This is a genomic window from Acidithiobacillus ferrivorans (genome assembly GCF_016250455.1).
GTDB classification, from domain to species: domain Bacteria; phylum Pseudomonadota; class Gammaproteobacteria; order Acidithiobacillales; family Acidithiobacillaceae; genus Acidithiobacillus; species Acidithiobacillus ferrivorans.
Window position 1 is genome coordinate 68,004 of record NZ_CP059488.1, and the last position, 20,318, is coordinate 88,321.

Consider the following 20,318-nt stretch of genomic DNA (forward strand, 5'->3'; position numbering starts at 1 on the left):
GTGGTACTTTCGGACAAGGAGGTACTTGACAAAGCACAAGCAAACAGGAATCATTCTCGTTTAAGTAAAATATAAAACGGATGCTTCCCATGTCGTCAACACGCGCCTTCAGCAAAACTAACCCACCCACCCATCGTTCTCGCTGGGAAATTTTCCTGGTGGTGCTGGGACCGGGTCTGGTGGTGATGCTCGCCGATACCGATGTCGGCAGTATCATCACCGCGGCGCAGAGTGGTGCGCAGTGGGGCTTCAAGCTGCTGCTCCTGCAATTCATCCTCATGCCTATCCTCTATATCGTGCAGGAACTGACGGTCCGTCTGGGTATTTTTACCGGTAAAGGCCACGGCGAACTGATCAGCGAAACTTTCGGGAAAGGCTGGGCTTACCTCTCTGTCGCCGGTCTCAGTGTCGCTACCACCGGTGCCCTGTTGACGGAGTTTTCCGGGGTGGCCGGCGTCAGCAATCTCTATGGCTTGCCGCGTTCTGTCGGGGTTGCCCTGGCGGCGGCTACCCTGTTGACCATCGTCTGGACTGGCTCCTATCGGCGGGTGGAGCGCATCGCCCTGATCATGGGTCTCTTTGAACTGGTCTTTTTTGGTATCGCCTGGGCCAGCCATCCGAGCATCCATGAAATGCTGAATGGCCTGCTGCACGCGCCCATCACCAATGATGACTATATGATGCTGGTCGCCGCCAATATCGGCGCGGTCATTATGCCATGGATGGTGTTCTATCAGCAGTCAGCCGTCGCCGATAAGGGGCTGCACCCCGAGCATTATCGCCACGCCCGCTGGGATACCGCCGTTGGTGCCATCATTACGCAGGCGGTCATGGCGGCGGTGCTGATCGCGACGGCCGCCACCATCGGCCGACTGAACCCCAACGCACCCCTCAATACGGTACACCAGCTCTCGGAGGCCATTATTCCTTATCTTGGTGACACCTGGGGACGAATTGTATTTTCTCTGGGTATCCTTGGGGCGGGCATGGTGGCCGCGATTGTCGCTTCCCTCGCCGGGGCCTGGGGCTGGGGGGAAGTCACTGGCTTTCGCCACTCGCTGGAGCATCACCCCAGGGATGCGCCCTGGTTTTACGGGATTTACACCGCCATCATCGTGGCAGGCGCCACTGCGGTAATCACTATCCCCGATCTCGTCAGCCTCGACATCGGTGTGGAGGTGATGAATGCGCTGCTTCTGCCTATGGTGCTGGGCTTCCTGGTCGCCTTGTCCATCAAGGCGCTGCCCGCCGCACACCGCTTGCGCGGCCCGTATCTCTGGCTGGTACTGTTTGTGGTGATTCTGGCGGGCGGGTTGGGGGTTTATGGAGGATTGACCAGCCTTCCGGGTTTGTGAATGCCGAGAGGAAAGCGTACAAAAGGTTGCGGAGATGTGGGGCTGTGCTATATCTAAGTGCGTGGTTCTGCACCATGACCACTGCGCCCTACAGGAGCCCTGCATGTCCATTTTCAAGCACGCCGCCAATATTCTGGAAGCTAAAGTCAACAAACTACTCAGCCGGGCCGAAGACCCCGCCGAAACCCTGGACCTTTCCTATGAAAAGATGCTGACCAGCCTGCAAGAGGGCAAGCGCCATCTTGCCGATGTGCTCACTGAGCAGGTATCCCTGGAGAATCAGATCGCGCAGGCACAAAAGCAGGCAGCCAAGGCGGAAGACAATGCCCGCATGGCCCTCAATGCCAACCGCGAAGACCTGGCGCGCAGTGCGCTGGCGGAAAAGCAGGCCGAAGCGCAAAAAATTGCCGCCCTGCAGGAAGCCCACGACACCGTCGCCGCGCAGGCCCGGAAGCTCATGGATTATGAACACGCCCTCCAGGATCGCATCGAACAGTTCCACACCCAGAAAGAGGTCATGAAAAGCCAGATGGCGGCGGCGCAGGCCCAGGTGAAAGTGACCGAATCCCTGACCGGTCTGGGTCATGGCCTGGATGACGCCGGAGATGCGCTACGCCGGGCGCAGGAGCGTACCGCGCAGGAGCAGGCCAAGGCCCAGGCTATGGATGGCCTGTGGGCGTCAGGTGTCATCAACGATCCTCTCGACCATCGCACCCAGACGGAGCGGGAAATGGACAAACTCCGCGTCACCAGCGGAGTCGACAACGACCTCGCCCGATTGAAGGCGGAGATGACCACCAGGCAGGACGGATGAGATGCCCGAACCCGGCAATGTCCTTATTCTGACCATCGATGACTGCCCCGGCTACCGGATTGTGCGGGTAATTGGCCCGGTGTATGGCACCAGCGTCCGCTCCCGCAACTTTGTAGGCAACTTTTTGGGCGGTATCCGGGCGGTTTTCGGAGGCAAGCAGTCGGGCTTTATCAATATGATCGCCCAAACGCGGGATGATGCGATGCTGCACCTGGCTGAACAGGCTCGATCCCTCGGCGCCAACGCGGTGCTGGGCATGCGTTTTGATTCTGGTGAATTTGACTCGGGGCAAGGGCAGGCAATGAATGAAATCACCGCGTACGGGACGGCGGTTGTCGTGGAGTAAGGATGAACGGGAATGGGAACGACAGGTGCATGCCGGACTTTGGGAGAGTGGGGATTTTGTTGGGAAGCGCCCTGCTGATCTCCATCGCAGTTGCCTGGGGCATCCTGGCAACCCCGCTGGCGTTCGGGGACACGATTTACCGATGGGTTTCGCCGAACGGGGTGGTGAGCTACGGGAACCAGCCACCCCGCGGTGCACGGAAGATTCAGGCCATTCCCCCGGCGCCACCGCCGACGGCAAGCACCCGGACGAATCCGGAGCCGACGGCAGCAGAGGGAGCCTCGTCAAAAGCATCCAAAGCGCAGACGGCCATTACCCGGCTTAATCTACTGGCTGCCATTAACAACTATCAGAACAGCCTGCAGACCGCGCGTACCCCGCCGCGGAATATCTACACGCCTGGTTTTATCGGACCTTATTTTCCTTATGGCGCATCCCGATTCCGGGAAAGGCACCCGCAGCATTATTATCGTCGACCGGCGATTCCTCCATCACGACAACCGTCCATGGTGCTGCTCCCACCCTCAGCGCCCAACTCCGTCTACTCCTCGCCGGTGCTTATACCGTAATTCAGGCGGATAATCGCACCATTCTTATTCAGAATATTATTGCCATGTTTCCATAAAAAATAGATCACAATGACTCCCACGGGAATCAGTAGGCTGACAATAAAAGAAACGAAGAAAGTGATCATTTTTAGACGTCGCCCCCAACCGGTGCGGGCGGTAGTTATAGCGAGAATAACGTTTTTTATTTCTTTCCCATCCGGATTTTCTATGCCCATTATAAGCCCCCTACCATTCAAAGACGGATTTAATCTATCTGTAGTAACAGCACCTTGCCAAAACTGCAATAAGCACTCGCCGCCAGCGAGTAATCATAATCTTTTGCCAAAATCGAAGGAATTCCTAGTGAAGGTGATGTGGTGCTGCTCCTTCCCGCACAGGCGTAAGCTTAGCAGGCAATTTTGCCTTCATCAAGATAATCATGTTGTGGTGTGCTAAGGCATGGCGTGGTCCCGAAGCACCCCTAACTGAATAAAGCCCGATAAGAACGGTTTGCCTGGGATCTGCTATCAGGCAGCGTGACAATCTAAAAATTCAGAAGATAATCGCTATGGTAACAACGGGTTTTTAGACCCTATAATGGAACGCATCTTGCCGACTGATAAAAAAAGGTTCAGACTTAAACCGTCGCTGTCGCAATGTGCTTTGGGGGCTTGCTTGCGCCAGCCTATCGGGGCCAGGGAATGAGTCTATGCCAGAACAGCAGGAAAGAAATGGGATGGTGCCGCAGGAGATGGTGGTTGGGGCTCGAGGTAGAACCCTGGTTTTTTATGGTAGGCTTCTGGATCTCATTGTTATAGCATTGATCTTTGTTATGCTGCTTACCCTGCTGGGAGCATTGGTTGGTTTGATTTATGATTTTGCAGTTGCCGTGAGTACTCTGCGCGCCGCCGCTGCCGTTCAGGGCCTCACCCATGTCCACGGTCTCGTTGAGAGCCTCGGACAAGGCCTTGTCGTTGATGTTCTCTCCACCTTTGTCCTTATCGAACTCTTCCGCACCTTCACAGATTATCTGGAGTTTCATCGCCTCCGCTTGCGGGTACTGGCCGAAGTGGGCATCGTTTTTGTATTGCGCGAGATGTTCATCGGTCTTTACGCGCACCGCATGGATTCGCCCGTACTCCTGGCCATCGCCGCCCTGTTAGCAGTCCTGGTGGCGGCGCGGGTTGCCGCGGTCCAATTTCCACCTCGCCACAACGGGGTATAGCCGCCCCGGATTGAATATATATTAATCTAATCAATGAGGGAATGGCGGGCGCCATCGCCAATTAGCCATTCCTGGGGTGTCATAAAGGGCCAGCGCTAAGAGTAAATATTGCAGGACTAACTATTTAGCTCCTTCCCGTCCTGGGTAAGTACAGTTCAGGTTGCCCACTTAAAAACAGTGGCGAACCTTAAAACATGTAAGTCAGCATAACCCTATTATAAACAAAAGTCTTGTTGTGTGGATTGAGTGGCGCATCATGCACCAATCCTCCGTTCGCAACTTCCATTCGGTCACGAACGGATAATCCTTTAAACATACCACCGGGAAAATAAGTAAGATCCATATAAGCGTCATTACTGTTGCCATTGTAGTACGTATGATAACGCGCAAAAGCTGCCATCAATAGAAACTGCTTGTGGAGAATATTCTGTGTCCATTTCACCTTCCAGCCATTGCCCGGCCCCATTTCTACTAATCCACGAATCATCGAAGTGGTATACAGCGGATCCGTAGCATAGCCGATGGTATATGGCGAGACAATGGCACCCCCACCAATAGCACCGATATGGGGAATAATCTCATTGTATGACCAAGTTAATTGGCCCTTCCCCAATATATTAGGCGCAATGTCAAAATTAGCACCAACCTGAACACCCCAGGCACTACTATTCACCGTATTGCCTATGGTATTATCAACACCTTGTGCACCCATACTGCTATTCAACAAGCTATTATTCTCCCACTCGCGAACGAACTGAACCCCAACAAGAGGATCAATCCCCGTCGCAGTTTTGAGAGTATATGACGCTGAACCATAGAACATTTTCGCAAAATGATAGAAATCATAATACCAGGCCTGAGCTTTTGCACCCAAAGCGGTGGTGCTGGCGCCAAAAGCCAGAGTGCCCTGCGCCTGTGGATCAGAATTTGGAAGTTTTGGCACACCACCATAAATCGGGTCACCACTATATCCGGTACCGTAATATAGATTGTCTTTGTAGTAATTTGGAGACGTGCGACTCTTCCAGCGGAACTCTCTCAGCGCTTCCAGCTTTACATCCGGGAGCGGGCTGTATTGAGCGAATAAAGCTTGATAGGTGGCCGGTAAAATACGTGCATCAGAATTATTCATCCACGGAGTGCTAATTATTTGATCACCTGCCCGCACGAGTAGTTTTCCTGGTTTGGCATACTGGATGTACGCTTGGCCAAGGGCATTTAATGATGGCGTTAATCCCATCATGGTGGTATCAACCGTTGAAGGCGAATACCCATGTGTTCCAAGATCATTGGCTGTGTAGAAACTAACACCAATGCCAAAACCGCCAAGAAATGGTGCACTTTTAATATTAAGTAGACCACCAATGGCAAAGGAAGATTGATTTGGCACATGCGTTGCGCCGTAGAGACGGCTAAAGTAGTATGATCGCACCTGACCAGATATTTTGCTTTTCTGGAAGAATTGAGTTAGCGTATCTGAGTCCGCTAAAACAGGATATAATGTCGATATAAAAAAGGCAGTTAAAAATAATTTCTTGTTCACTTTATTAACCCTCTGAATATAATGCAAATATTTTGTCACTATGGCTTTATCTCTGCTAAGCAGAGAGCAGTGTAAGGCAGCGACTTTTTAATTCATTTGTTCGTTCTGCAGATTGTTCTATAGACTCACCATGATTCTTATTGGTTTCTATGATTGAAGAAATTGAGCTGGATCGCTGCGATATAATGACAACCCTTTGACTAAGACGAATCGCTTCATCTACATCATGAGTAACAAATACAATAGTGACGTGAGTGTTCTGCCATATGGACAACAAACTATCTTGCAATGACGCCCTCATTTGCGCATCTAACGCACCAAACGGCTCATCCATCAATAACACGGCAGGCTTATTAGCCAGGGCACGCGCTATTTCAGCGCGGTGTTGCATTCCGCCAGAAAGCATTTTAGGGTAATAGTTTTCATAGCCTGAAAGTCCAACAAGTTCGATATACTCATCTGCAAGCTTATCGGATGCAGCCCTTCCTGCACCCCGTCGCATAGGTCCAAATCGCACATTTTCCTTAACCGTTTTCCACGGAAAAAGCGTGTGCTGTTGAAAAACTATGCCCAGATCAGCACTTGGAGTTTTTATTTCGACCCCATCAAGAAGGATGCTGCCAGATAATGGTTTATAGTGTCCGCCTATTGCATTTAACAGGGTGCTTTTCCCACAGCCGGATGAGCCAATAAGAGACGTAAATGATCCGGCGCCAAGGGTTAAGGATAGGTCTTTTATTACCGTTCTGGTATCTAGACCAGATTTGTATCCCAGGCAAACACGTTGAATTTCAATATGTCCAATACCTTCCATAATTATAGCCTCATTTACGTGCTTTCAGCTTATTCAGACCATGGGACAAGCTTACGTTTAATAAGATATATTGCCCCAGATGTGATGGAACTCAGAATGCCAATCGTAAGCATTCCGACGATAATATTTCCATATTGAATCAGTTCATATGATTCCCATGTAAAATACCCTATCCCATATCTTCCACTGATCATTTCCCCGGCTAGAAGAGCAAACCATGCGGCACCCATTCCCAGTGCCATCCCAACAGTTATATTGGGAATCGCGTATGGAATTACCACATGAAATAATACACTTATACGATTTGCGCCTAGTGATCTTGCTGCCTTGACCAATTCTATGGGTACCCGCTTTACCCCATCCCAGGTATTCAGAACAATGGGAAATACCGCGCCAAGGAAAGTGATAAATACGATGCTTTGCTCTGTTGTTGGCCACATAAGAATCGACATTGGAACCCACGCAATGGCTGGGATTGGTCGCATTATCTCAATATATGGTGCAATTATAAGGCGAAGTATGGTACTATAACCCAAGGCAACACCGACGGTAATGCCGACAAGAGATCCTATTGTGAATGCCAGAGCTATTCGGTAGAGGCTCCAATAAATATCTTTCCAGTACGTTTTGGTTACAACCACATTTAAAAAAGATTTATAGACATGCAATGGTGACGGGATATTTGAAAAATCGAGGATTACATCTGCATGAGTTTGAGTTAATCCTTGCCAAGCTAGAAGACCGGTCATGATTGACAGCAATGGGATAATAAGGATGCGCAGCGAATGCTTCCCAATATGAAATAACCTGACTATGTAATCCAACCCATAGTTAACGGCCAACGATGATGTTTTCATCGCATGATCATTAAAACCCTGCGGTTTCTGATCTTGTTTCTGATCTGAAGCAATCATTATAGTCCTCACATATCTTGTGAATAATTATGGCGACAACCATCATCAAGGTAATAATAAGAATAGCGTCGCCATATTACTACGGTCATACGTTTGGGATGGCTATGCTGCAGAAAGAATCTGTTTATAGCTGTAGACGGGGGTGCCATGCGCGTCATTTTTTGCACCTGCTGCCGTCATGTATGCAGTGTAGTTATTGCCGTTCTTGGTATAGTATGCATAATTGCCAAATAACTTAAGTCCAGTTGTGTGGTCATATACATAAGTAGCATCAATTTTCTTGTGTGACTCAATATCTGCTTTTGCAGCTATCAGCATTAATCTTACAGACTTATACTTTTGTATTCCACTACCCTGAACCCAGATTTCAGGAGGGAGAGCTATATTATTTTTAGGGTTGTAGGCACCGGTACTTGCCGCGCTGTATTTTAATCCTAATTGTTTATATGCTGTTTCCTGGTATTTAGGATTAACCCAGTCTTTGAAGTCAAGAGCGGGGATGCTCGCATTTTTAGCCAAAATAGTGTGATCATATTGTAGTGTTTTTACCCATTTGTGGGTGATAGCTGGATCCATGGTAAGGTATCCGCCGTGACTAAAGTATAAGTAAAGGACTTCTTTAGGCATCATCGTCCATTTTGCGATGGTCTTGCTTGCATTATATGGATTGTTGGTTATCCACTGATCTGCTTCTATTACTGCCTTATCGTAGGCAACGACAATTTCAGGATATTTTTTGGCAAACGATGCGGTTACTACAGCGCCATGAAGATATGGAACATGTGTTTCCTCACCGTTGTAAATCATTCTGCCAACTTTTTTATATTCCATGTCCTCTGATATTGGGCAAAAATCAGCATGCGCGGGTATTTTGTTTGCTGTAATGGCGGCAATACCGGCCATTGGGCTTTGATTTACAACATGAAAAGATGAGAATGGTATGTGATTATCTGCGGCCATTTCATAGAGCATTCCCCACGCTGAACTCCCGACAGGCGTCGAGATTGTTTTTCCTTCCAACTCTTTTACATTGGTTATTTTAGAACTAATGGGTACAACAATGCCATTGCCTGCGCCATCCAGGTTGTACCCTGTCATCGTAATCAAATAGGTTCTTTCTGTTGATGTTTGTTGAAACTTTGCACCATTCACTATCAATGGATAATCACCCATCGTTCCGAAATCAAGTTTGCCGGCCATCATCATATTTGTTATGGGGGCTCCGGAACCATAATCCCGCCATATTATATGATATTTAACACCTGCATATTTACCTGTATGAGGTAGATATTTCTGCAACAGATCCAGACCCTTTAACACCGTTCCAGCCGGGTATGTATCTGTACACATGGATTGGTAGCCAATACTTATTGTTATCGTTTTAGAGAAGGCGGGCGATGCTGCAAGCGCCGAGATTGCTGTAACCATACAGAGCGATAGGCGTAACATTTAGTGAACCTCCAGCATATGGGAACCTGTACCTACATGCTAAGCAATCCTTGTGCCAGCCAAGCAATCTCTGGGGAGATCATGAAAACCAAAAGAAACCATGATGATGCAAATATCAGCATTGCTTCATATGCCATACAGGTGCACTATAGCTGTGCGTTGCGCTTCAATTTTGTGCGTCTGCGTGGTGCAATTCAAACTGTAGAAATATTCTCGACAGAATATACAGTGACCATGCGCCCACCATTAAGGTGGTTTTCACGAATGTTGCAGTTGTAATACCAACCAGATTAATGGTTATGCTGTTTTTAATGTCCATCGGATTTGTAGGGCACCGGTGATGTAATTTTAATTACAGTTAAACCGATTTCCATCTTTTCAGTGTGCTTAGGCGCATGATCAAGTATAGTTTAATAAATCTGTTCACTTTTCTCTCTGATAATAATTTTCTTACCTTGGACTTCATTTCCTGTAGAGTAAGATTTTTGTCAACAAATGATGTGCCATCATGACAAAATGAACAATATCTGCCAGAGGATGAGTAATTTTTATCAAAACGCAACGGCATTCCGCAACTCTGGCAGCGATTTGCTTCGTCATGAATATGAACCCAAAGATATTTTTGGAGTGCTGATAATGTCTTCATGTGATCATTGACGCCTTTAGTTATCTGTTAGCACCGTATTTAGCCATTTACTGGATAGATACTCCAGCAGACGATTTTGGCTTTGTCGAGCGGTGAGGTTATCGAGGTCGACCCAAGCCAGGGGCTGATCCTGCTGCGCGCAGGAGAAGACCGCCTTGGTGCGCTGGCCCGTCTCCGGATCGATCTGCCATTGCAGACACTGGGCACACACCCCTTTGAGCATACACTGCATGGGACTGCCCACCGTCGCTGTCGCCTCCAGATCCGTCCGGAAATAAGGTCGTAGCTCCGCCTTCAGCGCCTGCTGAAAACCCTTGAGCAAGCCGGTGGAACCCATGACCATCAGGCGATCCACACTGCTCAGTGCTATCCCTGGCTCGCCCGGCGCCCCTGGTCTGGACAAATCCCCCGCCCCATAGGCGCAGAGCAGGGCCACCATGTCACTGGCTTCCACACTGAGATCCTGCGGCCGATGGGGGGTGATCAAGGGGCCGCTGCCCGTACACCAGATGATCTGGTCCGCAGCGGCTTCCAGTTCCGCCTGATAATCCAGTTCACCGGCTTTCGCCAGGGCCGCCACATAAAGCACGCGATTGCCCGCCGCCCGCAACGCCGGACCGATATCGAGCATCACCGCCGCACCCCAGCGTCCGGCGACCACCAGAATCGTCTTACCCGTGGGGATGTCGGTGGGGGCGCCAGTCGGCCCCATCAGAATCAGGGGATCGCCCGGCTGCAAACGACCCACCAGGCGCGGCCCGGTGCCCCACTGCAGGATCAAAAGGCGCACCGCGTCGCCTTCCACCCCCGCACCGCTGACCGTCAGCACCGGAATCTGCAAACGGGTGCCGTCCACGATCGGGCTGTGACTCTCGAAGGTCTGCAAGCGGAAAAACTGACCCGGCCGGAAATTGCGGGCCGCCAGCGGGGCCTCCACCCACAGCTCGGTGACGGCGGGATTGCTGCGATCCATCCGCAGTACCCGCATGCTCAGCAGATGCTGCAGGCGCTCCTGAAAACGCTGCACATCCAAATCACTGGCCGCCGCCAAGGTCCCCAAAGCGTGCATGACCTGCGGATACGTCGCCTTGGCCGAAGCGATGGCCTTGACCACACTGCCATGAAACACCGGATGCGTATCCCCAATAAAACTGATCCGATGCCCGCTGTGGTCACCATAGGACGTAAAGGGACCGGCCTCCGGCGCCTTGCAATGTTCAGCCACCTGCACCGCCTGCAACGGCCCGTTAGCGTGGGCCACATGGGTCTGGAAATGGTCCCCATCCAGTTGGAAAGTCCCCGGATATTCCCGTTCATAGATGGTATTGGGGACGGTACCGGCGGCGATAAAGACGGCACGTGCGGGCAGCCGCAAATCCTGATCACTGGCCAGCCAGCGCCCTTCCACCTCGCGCATCCGGCGGAAGACCATGTGCGCGATATGCCCATAGCTATCCAGTTCAGCCCGCAGTGGATCAAGACCTTCGCCATAGTACAGGCCCTCTTCCATGGCCTTGATGAGCTCCTCATGGTTGCGCGTATAGGCGGGCGACTGCCGCATGCCTTTGCGATACGCCAGGGTCACGCCGCCCCAGGCATGGATCAGCGGCACGAAGTTGGGTGCTTCACCTGCAGTTGCTGCCCGCTCGCGTTCCGCGCGCACCGCCCGGCCATGGGTCAGGAACTCTTCCAGAATCTCGGTATCTTCCGCAGACAGCCCGGCGCGGAGCTTTTCTTCGCCGGAGCGCGCCGCCATCTGCTCATAGCGCGCCAGCACCTTCTCCACCTGCCGCACATAATAGGCCTGCACCTCAGTCGCCGTATCCACCGCCGTCAGACCACCGCCAATCACCACCGCCGGCAGGCGCACCTGCAGGTTAGCCAGGCTGGACTGCTTGCCCGCCCCGGTCAGCTGCAAGGCCATCAGGAAATCACTGGCCTGGCGCATCCCGCGCGCCAGACTCTCGCCCATGGGCACCACCCGCGGCAAGCCCGCGCCCGTGGCAATACAGACATGATCAAAACCCAGTTCCCAGGCATTCTCAAGGGTGACGGTACCGCCCAAGCGCACACCACCGAAAATCTGAAAATGCGGGCGTCGCACCAGGGTCAGATAAATCAGTTTGAGGAAATTCTTGTCCCAACGGACGGTAATGCCATATTCGGCCACCCCACCAAAACCGAGCAGAATGCGCTCATCGAGATCCTCCTGCAGACTGCTCCAGTCGCGAATGGGCTCCTCCAGCCACGGCGCGGGAAGGGGTTCGATTTTCAGGCCATCGATCCCCACGACCGCACAGCCTTCCTGCAAGAGATGATGGGCCATGGTGAAGCCCGCCGGACCCATACCCGCGACCAGCACCTTCCGCCCATTATAAGGCTGCGCCAGATATTGGGTGTGCCGCAGCGGATTCCAGCGGGTCAGCAGATCATAAATCTCGACCCCCCAGGGGAGGTTCAGCACATCGGTGAGGACCCGGGTCTCCACCTGCGGAATATTCACCGGATCCTGCTTCTGGTAAATACAAGCCTTCATGCAGTCGTTACAGATACGATGCCCGGTGGCGGGGACCATGGGATTGTCCACCATCACCATGGCGAGTGCGGCAATGTTGAGGCCATCGCGCTTGAGGAGCTGCATTTCCGAGATCTTTTCTTCCAGGGGACAGCCGGTCAGGGTCACGCCCAGCGGGTCCACCTTGAGACCCAGTTCCGGCACCCCTTTCTTCTCCGGAAAGCCCTTGGAGCAGAAATCCCCATCATGATCATGGCAATACAGACAATAATGCACTTCGCTCTGGACCCCGCGCAGGTCCATCCGCTGATCCGTGAGATGGAAACTGTCACGACGCCGCAAGGTGCCTTGCGGAGAGACAAAAGGCGCACCGGGAGATCATCGCACCGCTGCAGCGGCACCAGGGCTTCGTGATCCACGCGTTGCGGCAGACGGAAACTCGACCAACCCGGCACCGCCAGACCGGCCTGTGGGTCGGTGAGGATAAGGGCACACCACTGCGTCAGACGGTGAATGGCCTCGGCATGCGCCACTTCATCCGTAAGCCATTCTTCACCCAGCCGGGCAACCGCCCATTCGCGATCCTCCTGCGGCCAGCAGCGCTGCTGGATTTCTGCATCCAGCCAGTGATCGAGATCGGCAAAAGATTCGGAAAATTCACCGCGGTAACGGCGCGCGCGGCGCAGCACAAAGTGCTTTTTGAAGTCCATGACCACATCATGGCTGCGGGTCCGGGCCTGTAACGCAGCCACCTCCGGCTCCAGACAAAAAAGCCGGGCGATAAACCGTTCAAGATGCGGCGCAAGCCGTAATAAAAACTCACTCCGGGCCTGCCCGCTGAGTGGCTGCCTGCCATCGCGATAGGCGCCGAGCCTGGTCGCCAGCCCGCCATCCTGCGCGCTCAGCAGGCGCAAAAAATTCGCATCGAGGCGAAACAGTCCGGCTGCAGTGAAAAGTTCTGAATAAGAAAATTCATTCATTACAAGACTCATTTGTCTATCCCAAGCTGGTGTTATTACTCAGCGTCAATAATGTGACCTATCTTGTGAGCTACACCATCCCATTTGTCCGCATCTACAGGAGTAATAGTCCGCTCAGTAATCACCGGCCATTGGGAGGATAGACGCACATTCAATTCAATAAATTCACGAAATTCATGCGGGATATCACTGTCTTTATAAATAGCACCTGCGGGACATTCCGGTTCGCATAAGGTACAGTCAATACACTCCATTGGATCTATAACAAGGAAATTTGGGCCGGCGTGAAAGCAATCCACGGGACACACCTCGACGCAATCCATGTATTTGCAGTTGATACAGTTATCGGTAACTACAAACGTCATTATAAATACTCCTATATTGCCTGTAGCTTTGCTATTGCCCACGCCGCAATTTTCTTCACATCCGGATCTCTATCTAAAAGTGCGTCGCGCAGACTGGCAATAGCAACAGGATTGCCAATTTCTCCAAGACACATCGCTGCTTCCTTGCGGACATTACTCACAGGATACGTTAACATTTTAATTACTTCGGACACCACGGCATGACACTTTATTTTACCTATCGCAACCAACATTTTAGAAATCACTTGCCATTGCGTTTCTGTAGACATGACTTTTACCACTTCGTCACATACGCCGTCGGCGCCAAGTTTGGCAATTGTGCCAGTAGCTTCTGCCCGCACTTGCCATTCTTTGTCATGCAAACCTTGAAGGGCAGCAGCTAAAGTCTCTGGCGTCAGTGAATATCCAATGGCCCCAATGGCAACGCGCCTCACTTCCTCACTTACATCACTTACTGCGATTTTAGATAGATCGTGAGCATACGCTGGGTTTTGAAGGTAGCCAAGAACGCCGACGCTTTCTAAACGAACCTGCTGCGACAAGTCATGCAAACCTTTTAACGCATAGATGGCCACACCAGGGATCCGCAGAGGCCTAAGCGCTCGCAACACGGAAGCTCGGACAAAATCATTTTTGTTCGTGATCCACTCCTCATATATATCGCCAAATTCTTTCAAGTTGCACTCTGATAACGTATCTGCTGCTACCATTCTGACATTTTCATCGCTATCTTCAAGCAGCTTGAGCAGCGGTACCAACATGTAATCTCCCGGGATATCCGCAATCGCTCTGGCCGCCTCCTCGCGGACCGCACTACTCGTATCGTCAAATCCACTGAGAATCAACCTCAAAGCCGTCTCTCTGTCTGACTCTATAGCATTAATAATGACCAAACGTCTCACATCTGGATCAGGATTATAACTTTTTTGATCTGGTGCCATTAAATGCCTCCTTCAATATTTCTTCCATCATTTAACAAGATATGGAATATCCACGGTCAATGCGTGGGTTGGGCAATCCACCTCACACGGAGTACAATACCAACATTCATCATATTGCATGAGCGCAACACCATTCTTTATGTCGATCACAAGCACATCAAGTGGACATACATCAACGCATACTGTACATCCTTTTGAGGCAATACACTTGTCGGCATCGACAGATACTGGGACCTTAACAGACATTGATGCTGTAGCCATTATAATATCCTATATGGTAATTTATACCATGTCCTTGGTGACAATTCTGAGCCGTTCATACGCCTGCACTTCACCTTCATCAGGTTCAAATATATAGGGTTCAATAGGGATTTTTTTGCACGCCATCTGCCCATCTTTATCCTTATATAACTGCACATGGCAAAGCCAGTCATCATTTTTCTCCGGATAATCTACTCGGTAATGATACAAGCCCCACCGACTTTCTGTTCTGTAGAGAGACGATACCGCCGCCATCTCGGCACAGTCGAGAATATCATGCACCTCCATGGCCCGTAGAAGATTATGCGGGCAATCTGCCCAGAGATCATTTAAATCTTCACGAATCTCTGAAAAACGGCGCAATCCAAGCTCCATCTTTTTTGTTACCTTTGGCGGTTGAAGGTAGTCATTTACTAGCCGCCTGATTTTGTATTCGGCTTGATATGGTGTAATACCATCTTTCCGTTTTAATGGCTGTAGAATACGTTCGGTCTCACGTGCAGCAAAATCGTTATCCGGTTTATCGCTGCTCATATTCTCGCAATATTTTACAGCCTCCAATCCTGCAATTTCACCGTATACGAAGGCTCCTAACATATAGTTATGCGGTACGCATGCAACATCTCCAGCGGCGTAGAGTCCCGGAATAGTCGTTTCCGCACGCTCATTTACCCATATGCCAGAGGCGCTATGGCCACTGCATAAACCAATTTCAGAAATGTGCATTTCAATCATATCTTGACGGTAGTTGGTTCCTCTTCCTTCGTGGAAGCGGCCACGGCTAGGTCGTTCATTGGTATGGAGAATGTTTTCTATTGTGGAAATAGTTTCTTCCGCCAAATGATTTACTTTGAGAAAAACAGGCCCGTTCCCACCTTCAAGTTCTCTGAAGAACTCCAGCATCATCTGGCCACTCCAGTAGTCACACTCAATAAATCGCTCACCATGTGCATTGGCAGTGTAGCCACCGAGCGGCCCTGTTACATAGGCGCAGGCTGGCCCATTATAATCCTTAATCAAGGGATTTATTTGAAAACATTCTATGCCGGAGAGTTCCGCGCCGGCATGATATGCCATGGCGTATCCATCGCCAGCGTTAGTGGGATTCTCATACGTGCCGAATAAATAACCAGAAGATGGGAGACCAAGCCGTCCAGCAGCGCCAGTGCAAATTATTACTGCCTTAGCTTTAATTAATGCAATCTCTGCCGTTCTTGTATCTACAGCCATAACGCCTGAAACACGTTCATTCTGCCCAACCACTACGCGCGTTACTTTATATCTATTCGTAACATCTATTCTGTTTTTTCTAAGCAGGCGATATAATATTTTCTTTACATTATGACCTTCCGGCATGGGGAGCACATAATTTCCGAGATGGTGAACCTTTTTTACGGCAAATTCTCCGGTCTCATCTTTTTCAAATTTCACACCCCATTTGTCTAATCTTTGGATCATCTGAAAGCTATTGCTGGCGTAAGCTAATATAGCTTTCTGGTTTACAACTCCATCATTGGCAATGGTTATTTCACGCACATATTGCTCAGGCGTGGCATGTCCTGGTATCACCGCATTGTTTAAACCATCCATACCCATGGATATCGCGCCACTTCGTTTTACGTTTGCTTTTTCAATTAGCATTACGTTGAGGAGTGGGTTGGCTTCCTTGGCTCTGATCGCGGCCATTGGCCCGGCAGTACCTCCGCCCACTACAAGGATATCAACTTCTTTTTCAGAATATGTAGAGCTCATTCATTTGTCCTCTTGATTCCGCTTAAGATTTATCATGTATTTCAATGCGTCACCACGATAATAAATATGTTCATAATCAATTGGCATGTCTTCCGCCGTATAAGTAAGTCGTTCCATTTTTAGAATGGGTGACCCTTCCTCTATTTTTAGAAGTCTAGAAAGTGCCTCATCTGACAGTATGGACTCCAATTGAATCTCTGCGCGGCCAAGCCGAAGGCCATATTTGTTTTCCATGATGACAAAAATGTCCTGCGTCGCTAGATCCTCTAGAATTAATCGTCTACCAATATCGCATGGTACATAAGTAATATCTACCGATATTGGTTCTCGATTTAAATAGCGCAACCTTCTGATTTCCATAATATCAGTGGCGTCACGTTTTAATTTTAATCTTACCGCCTTATTCTCGATTATTTCTTTCGATCCGAGCAACGTCGAAAATGTTTCGTGTCCTTTTGCTACCATGGCTTCGCCAAAGCCTTGCAGTGAAATCAGTTCTTGGGTAGCCTTTGGTCGGGAAACAAATGATCCTTTACCTGGGACTTTAAATATCAATCCATCTGATTGGAGGTCTCTTAATGCTTGCCTTACCGTAGTTCTGCTTACGTTAAAAGATTTTACCATGTCACTTTCGGACGGCATCTGAGAGTGTGGTGCGTATGTTCCATCCAGAATACTAGATCGTATTTGTTCTTTTAGTTGTAAGTACAATGGATGCATTGAGGTGATGGTTGAGTAGGCGTATTTCGTAGATGTCATTGATACCGATCCCGTTGTGATACCTGTAGGTACAGGTAGCAATATCAATGCCAAAGCCGCCGCGCCATAAATAATCAATAAATCATGGGCATGTCTTTGCTAAAGGGATGTCTCCAAGGCCAGAACGCACCATTATTGCGCACCAATAGCGTGCAGCGCGCCAAAAATGGGCGTGCCATTGCTCTAGGGTACCACGGTGAATCCAGAGTGAGGGCTGGACCGAGGCAATGGCCAGTGGTTATACCGGATCGGTATTCCGAGAGCGCGTTGTCTCCTGATCGCAACCGCGCTTGAATAGAAGATCCACGCAAATATTGCTGCCGAGGCCTGAAATTTACTCCACAATGTGCGCGACGTAGGGATGCCAGCCGCTAAAAACTTGAAAAATATTCGCAGGGAAAATCATATAACATATTGTTTTGTTTGGTGGGGACGGCGGGATTCGAACCCGCGACCCACGGCTTAAAAGGCCGCTGCTCTACCGACTGAGCTACATCCCCAAAGGCAGGACCTGGCGAGACAACCGCCAGGGCTGCGTATTATCGGGTGCAGATGGGTACCGGTCAAGGATAAATCGTCGTAGTGCTTGCTACAGCATCCGATAATGATCGAAGAGATAGGCATGGCGGCTATTCAGGGCCTCGGGCCGGGCCAATCTAATTCGCTCAGATCACCCGTGAATAATGAACCGTTTTTTGTGCAAGATAGGCGTCGAAGGCCATGCAGATGTGGCGAATCAGCAGTCGTCCTTGCGGAGTGACCGTCAGAGCATGGGCGTTTATTTGCAGCAGTCCATCATTCGACATGGCCTTCAGGGCAGGCAGAATAGCCGCGAAATGCTGATGGAACTCGAGACTGAACTGCCGGTTCAGTGCGTTAAAATCCAAGCTAAAGTCGCAGATCAGGCGGGTGATGATGTGGCGGCGCAGTAAGTCTTCGGCGCTCAGGCGCAGGCCGCGTTCTACTGGTAAGTGACCGCTGTCCAGGGTAGCACCCCAGGTGTCCAGATCCTTGATGGTCTGACTGTAAGTTGTACCGACCATGGCGATGGCGCTCATTCCAAAAGCCAGCAGATCGGTCCCGGCATGGGTCGAGTAGCCTTGAAAATTGCGATACAGGCTGCCTTCCCGCTGGGCGATGGCTAACTCGTCGTCGGGCAGGGCGAAGTGGTCCATGCCGATATAGAGGTAGCCCGCCTGCTGCAGGGTGGCGATGCTCTCAGCGAGGATGCGTAGCTTCATGTCCGGGCTGGGGATGTCGGTATCGAGAATGCGTTTTTGCGGCGGGAAGCGGTCCGGCAGGTGGGCGTAATTAAAGACTGAAAGGCGATCCGGACGCAAGGTGAGAACCGCTTCTAGGGTCTGGGCAAAGCTTTCCGGGGTCTGCAGGGGGAGTCCGTAGATGAGGTCGAGGCTGACGGAGCGGAAGCCAAGTTGGCGCGCTTCATCAATGATGCTGGCCGTAAGGGCAAAACTTTGTTCGCGATGCACCGCTTTCTGCACCGCCGCGTCCAGATCCTGGACCCCGATGCTGATGCGGTTGAAGCCAAAGTCGCGGAGCAGGCGGAGGGTGCCGGGCTCCAGGGCGCGTGGATCGATTTCGATGCCATATTCGCCTTGGTCATCCGGGAGCAGATGAAAGTGTTTGCCGATGCTGTCCAACAGGAAGGCTATATCACCGCGGCGCAGGAAAGTGGGTGTGCCGCCGCCGAAATGTAACTGATCCACGGGGCGCCTGCCGTCAATGTGTTCTCGCGTCAGGGCCATTTCCTGATCCAGATGGGCGACATAGGGCGTCCCCCACTCGTGATGACGGGTCACCACCTTGGTGCAGGCGCAGTAAAAACACAAATGCTCGCAGAAGGGGATGTGAAAGTAGAGGGAAAGCGGCCGTCCGCTGGCATTGGAGTCGTTGAGCACAGCTTGCAATGCCTTTTCATCGAAATCTTCGCCGAAATGGGGGGCCGTGGGGTACGAGGTGTAGCGCGGCCCCGGCTGGTCGTAGCGACGGATAAGTGCATGATCAAAAACAAGATGTTGGCTGTTATCTATGGCCATTGCTGTTGGGCTCCGTCAAATACGTGTCAAATAGCGATCATACGCCCGGAATATCTTTTACCCCAAACAGATTGGCCGCCACGCTGGCGCGGATTTCGGCGAGAAAAGCCTGCATGTGCGGCTGCTCCGCCTGCTCCGCCGTGGTGGCCGCTTGCAGGGTTTGCCAGAGACCCCGCGGTCCGAGGGGAATGGCGCGCACGTAGTTTTTCTCCCCGTAGCTTCCCACTGCCCAGGCAGGTAGTGCGGAGATGCCCTGTCCGGAGGCCACCAGCTGAAGGATGATGACGGTCAGCTCGGCATGCCGTCGGCGCCAGGGCTGCACACCTGCTGGCTGGAGAAACTCGCGGAAAAGGTCGAGGCGACGATCCTCTACGGGGTAAGTGATCAGGGTTTCTTCCAGAAAATCCTCAGGGGTCAGGAAACTGCGCTCCGCTAAGGCGTGCCGCGGATTGACGAGGGCGACGACCTCATAGGCAAAGAGTGGATGCAGGAGAATATCGGAGGCCATGGCATCGGGCGCGGTGAGCACGGTGAGATCGGCCTGATGATTCTGGAGCAGGGGCAGGGGATCCTGCTGAAAGCCCGAAACCAGATCCATTTCCACATCTGGCCAGTTCTCGCGGAAGTGGTCCATGGCGGGTGTCAGCCAGTCAAAGCAGGTATGGCATTCGACGGCAATACGCAGACGGCCGCTATTACCTGCCGCCCGTCGCCGCAGATCTTCCTGCATTTGCCGGATGCGTGGCAGCACTTCCCGGGCGACGGCCAATAAAGCCTCTCCGGTGGGGCTCAGGCGCAACTGTGTGCCGGGTTCCCGGTCCAGCAGGCTGACACCGAATTCCGCCTCCAGCCCACGTAACTGGTGGGAGAGCGCCGACGGAGTCAGGTGCAGGCGTTGTGCCGCAGCCGCCAGACTGCCGAACTGGGCGACAGCCTCAATGGTGCGCAGGTGACGTATTTCCAGGGGCATGCGGGTCTCGGTGTTCGGTAAATCCGCTTCGCAGTGTCCCACGACCAGCTGGTAATGCAAAGAC

Annotated in this window: 19 protein-coding genes, 1 tRNA gene and 1 pseudogene; 6 read left to right on the forward strand and 15 right to left on the reverse strand. The window is 51.4% G+C overall.

The window, feature by feature from the left end:
* The first annotated feature begins 89 nt into the window (after window positions 1-89).
* From H2515_RS00275 to H2515_RS00290, 4 genes are all read left to right on the forward strand, one after another.
* The gene (locus H2515_RS00275; protein ID WP_198660638.1) at window positions 90-1,355 is read left to right on the forward strand and encodes an NRAMP family divalent metal transporter; all 1,266 of its coding nucleotides are present in this window, start codon (window positions 90-92) and stop codon (window positions 1,353-1,355) included.
* A gap of 103 nt (window positions 1,356-1,458) precedes the next feature.
* A complete protein-coding gene (locus H2515_RS00280) occupies window positions 1,459-2,169 on the forward strand; it encodes a PspA/IM30 family protein (protein ID WP_198660639.1) in 711 nt (236 codons plus the stop codon).
* Window position 2,170: 1 nt separating this feature from the next.
* Window positions 2,171-2,515 (forward strand): YbjQ family protein, encoded by a 345-nt coding sequence (locus H2515_RS00285; RefSeq protein ID WP_198660640.1) that lies wholly within the window; start codon window positions 2,171-2,173, stop codon window positions 2,513-2,515.
* Between the two features lie 59 nt (window positions 2,516-2,574).
* Window positions 2,575-3,084: a DUF4124 domain-containing protein gene (locus tag H2515_RS00290; RefSeq protein WP_198660641.1), complete on the forward strand. Its 510-nt coding sequence runs from the start codon at window positions 2,575-2,577 to the stop codon at window positions 3,082-3,084.
* Here H2515_RS00290 and H2515_RS00295 read toward each other — a convergent pair.
* Complete coding sequence (locus H2515_RS00295) at window positions 3,057-3,299, reverse strand: hypothetical protein (RefSeq protein WP_198660642.1); 243 nt, start codon at window positions 3,297-3,299, stop codon at window positions 3,057-3,059. The two genes, H2515_RS00290 and H2515_RS00295, sit on opposite strands and share 28 nt — an antisense overlap.
* 500 nt (window positions 3,300-3,799) lie before the next feature.
* Between H2515_RS00295 and H2515_RS00300 the strand changes: the two genes are divergently transcribed.
* Window positions 3,800-4,288, forward strand: coding sequence for a phosphate-starvation-inducible PsiE family protein (locus tag H2515_RS00300; RefSeq protein ID WP_198661374.1), 489 nt, complete (start codon window positions 3,800-3,802; stop codon window positions 4,286-4,288).
* A gap of 187 nt (window positions 4,289-4,475) precedes the next feature.
* Here the strand turns inward: H2515_RS00300 and H2515_RS00305 are convergent, their stop codons facing one another.
* The 4 genes from H2515_RS00305 to H2515_RS00320 all read right to left on the reverse strand — a co-directional run bounded on the left by H2515_RS00305 (window position 4,476) and on the right by H2515_RS00320 (window position 9,008).
* Window positions 4,476-5,831, reverse strand: a complete 1,356-nt coding sequence (locus tag H2515_RS00305) for an OprD family outer membrane porin (RefSeq protein WP_198660643.1) — start codon at window positions 5,829-5,831, stop codon at window positions 4,476-4,478.
* A 55-nt stretch (window positions 5,832-5,886) separates the two neighbouring features.
* Complete coding sequence (locus H2515_RS00310; RefSeq protein WP_198660644.1) at window positions 5,887-6,645, reverse strand: ABC transporter ATP-binding protein; 759 nt, start codon at window positions 6,643-6,645, stop codon at window positions 5,887-5,889.
* A gap of 29 nt (window positions 6,646-6,674) precedes the next feature.
* Window positions 6,675-7,559, reverse strand: a complete 885-nt coding sequence (locus tag H2515_RS00315) for an ABC transporter permease (protein WP_198660645.1) — start codon at window positions 7,557-7,559, stop codon at window positions 6,675-6,677.
* A gap of 102 nt (window positions 7,560-7,661) precedes the next feature.
* A complete protein-coding gene (locus H2515_RS00320) occupies window positions 7,662-9,008 on the reverse strand; it encodes an ABC transporter substrate-binding protein (RefSeq protein WP_198660646.1) in 1,347 nt (448 codons plus the stop codon).
* 81 nt (window positions 9,009-9,089) lie between these two features.
* On the opposite strand from H2515_RS00320, the gene H2515_RS00325 reads away from it, so the two are divergent.
* Window positions 9,090-9,287, forward strand: coding sequence for a hypothetical protein (locus tag H2515_RS00325; protein ID WP_198660647.1), 198 nt, complete (start codon window positions 9,090-9,092; stop codon window positions 9,285-9,287).
* Window positions 9,288-9,366: 79 nt separating this feature from the next.
* Here H2515_RS00325 and H2515_RS16420 read toward each other — a convergent pair whose 3' ends face one another.
* The 10 genes and pseudogenes from H2515_RS16420 to H2515_RS00375 all read right to left on the reverse strand — a co-directional run bounded on the left by H2515_RS16420 (window position 9,367) and on the right by H2515_RS00375 (window position 20,254).
* Entirely contained in the window at window positions 9,367-9,654 is a 288-nt protein-coding gene (locus tag H2515_RS16420) for a zinc ribbon domain-containing protein (RefSeq protein ID WP_198660648.1), read from the reverse strand.
* Window positions 9,655-9,670: 16 nt separating this feature from the next.
* Window positions 9,671-13,161, reverse strand: a pseudogene (locus H2515_RS00335) (FAD-dependent oxidoreductase).
* A gap of 23 nt (window positions 13,162-13,184) precedes the next feature.
* Entirely contained in the window at window positions 13,185-13,514 is a 330-nt protein-coding gene (gene fdxA / locus H2515_RS00340) for a ferredoxin FdxA (RefSeq protein WP_065412767.1), read from the reverse strand.
* An 11-nt stretch (window positions 13,515-13,525) separates the two neighbouring features.
* Window positions 13,526-14,455 (reverse strand): HEAT repeat domain-containing protein, encoded by a 930-nt coding sequence (locus H2515_RS00345; protein ID WP_198660649.1) that lies wholly within the window; start codon window positions 14,453-14,455, stop codon window positions 13,526-13,528.
* Between the two features lie 27 nt (window positions 14,456-14,482).
* Window positions 14,483-14,716, reverse strand: a complete 234-nt coding sequence (locus H2515_RS16425) for a 4Fe-4S dicluster domain-containing protein (RefSeq protein ID WP_014027582.1) — start codon at window positions 14,714-14,716, stop codon at window positions 14,483-14,485.
* Window positions 14,717-14,737: 21 nt separating this feature from the next.
* Window positions 14,738-16,468, reverse strand: coding sequence for a fumarate reductase/succinate dehydrogenase flavoprotein subunit (locus H2515_RS00355; protein WP_065412769.1), 1,731 nt, complete (start codon window positions 16,466-16,468; stop codon window positions 14,738-14,740).
* Entirely contained in the window at window positions 16,469-17,227 is a 759-nt protein-coding gene (locus tag H2515_RS00360; protein ID WP_014027584.1) for a GntR family transcriptional regulator, read from the reverse strand.
* A gap of 424 nt (window positions 17,228-17,651) precedes the next feature.
* Window positions 17,652-17,727, reverse strand: a tRNA-Lys gene (locus tag H2515_RS00365).
* A 165-nt stretch (window positions 17,728-17,892) separates the two neighbouring features.
* On the reverse strand, window positions 17,893-19,284 hold the full coding sequence (gene hemN, locus H2515_RS00370) for an oxygen-independent coproporphyrinogen III oxidase (protein ID WP_198660650.1): 1,392 nt from the start codon (window positions 19,282-19,284) through the stop codon (window positions 17,893-17,895).
* A gap of 37 nt (window positions 19,285-19,321) precedes the next feature.
* Window positions 19,322-20,254: a LysR family transcriptional regulator gene (locus tag H2515_RS00375; protein ID WP_035194616.1), complete on the reverse strand. Its 933-nt coding sequence runs from the start codon at window positions 20,252-20,254 to the stop codon at window positions 19,322-19,324.
* Window positions 20,255-20,318 lie beyond the last annotated feature (64 nt).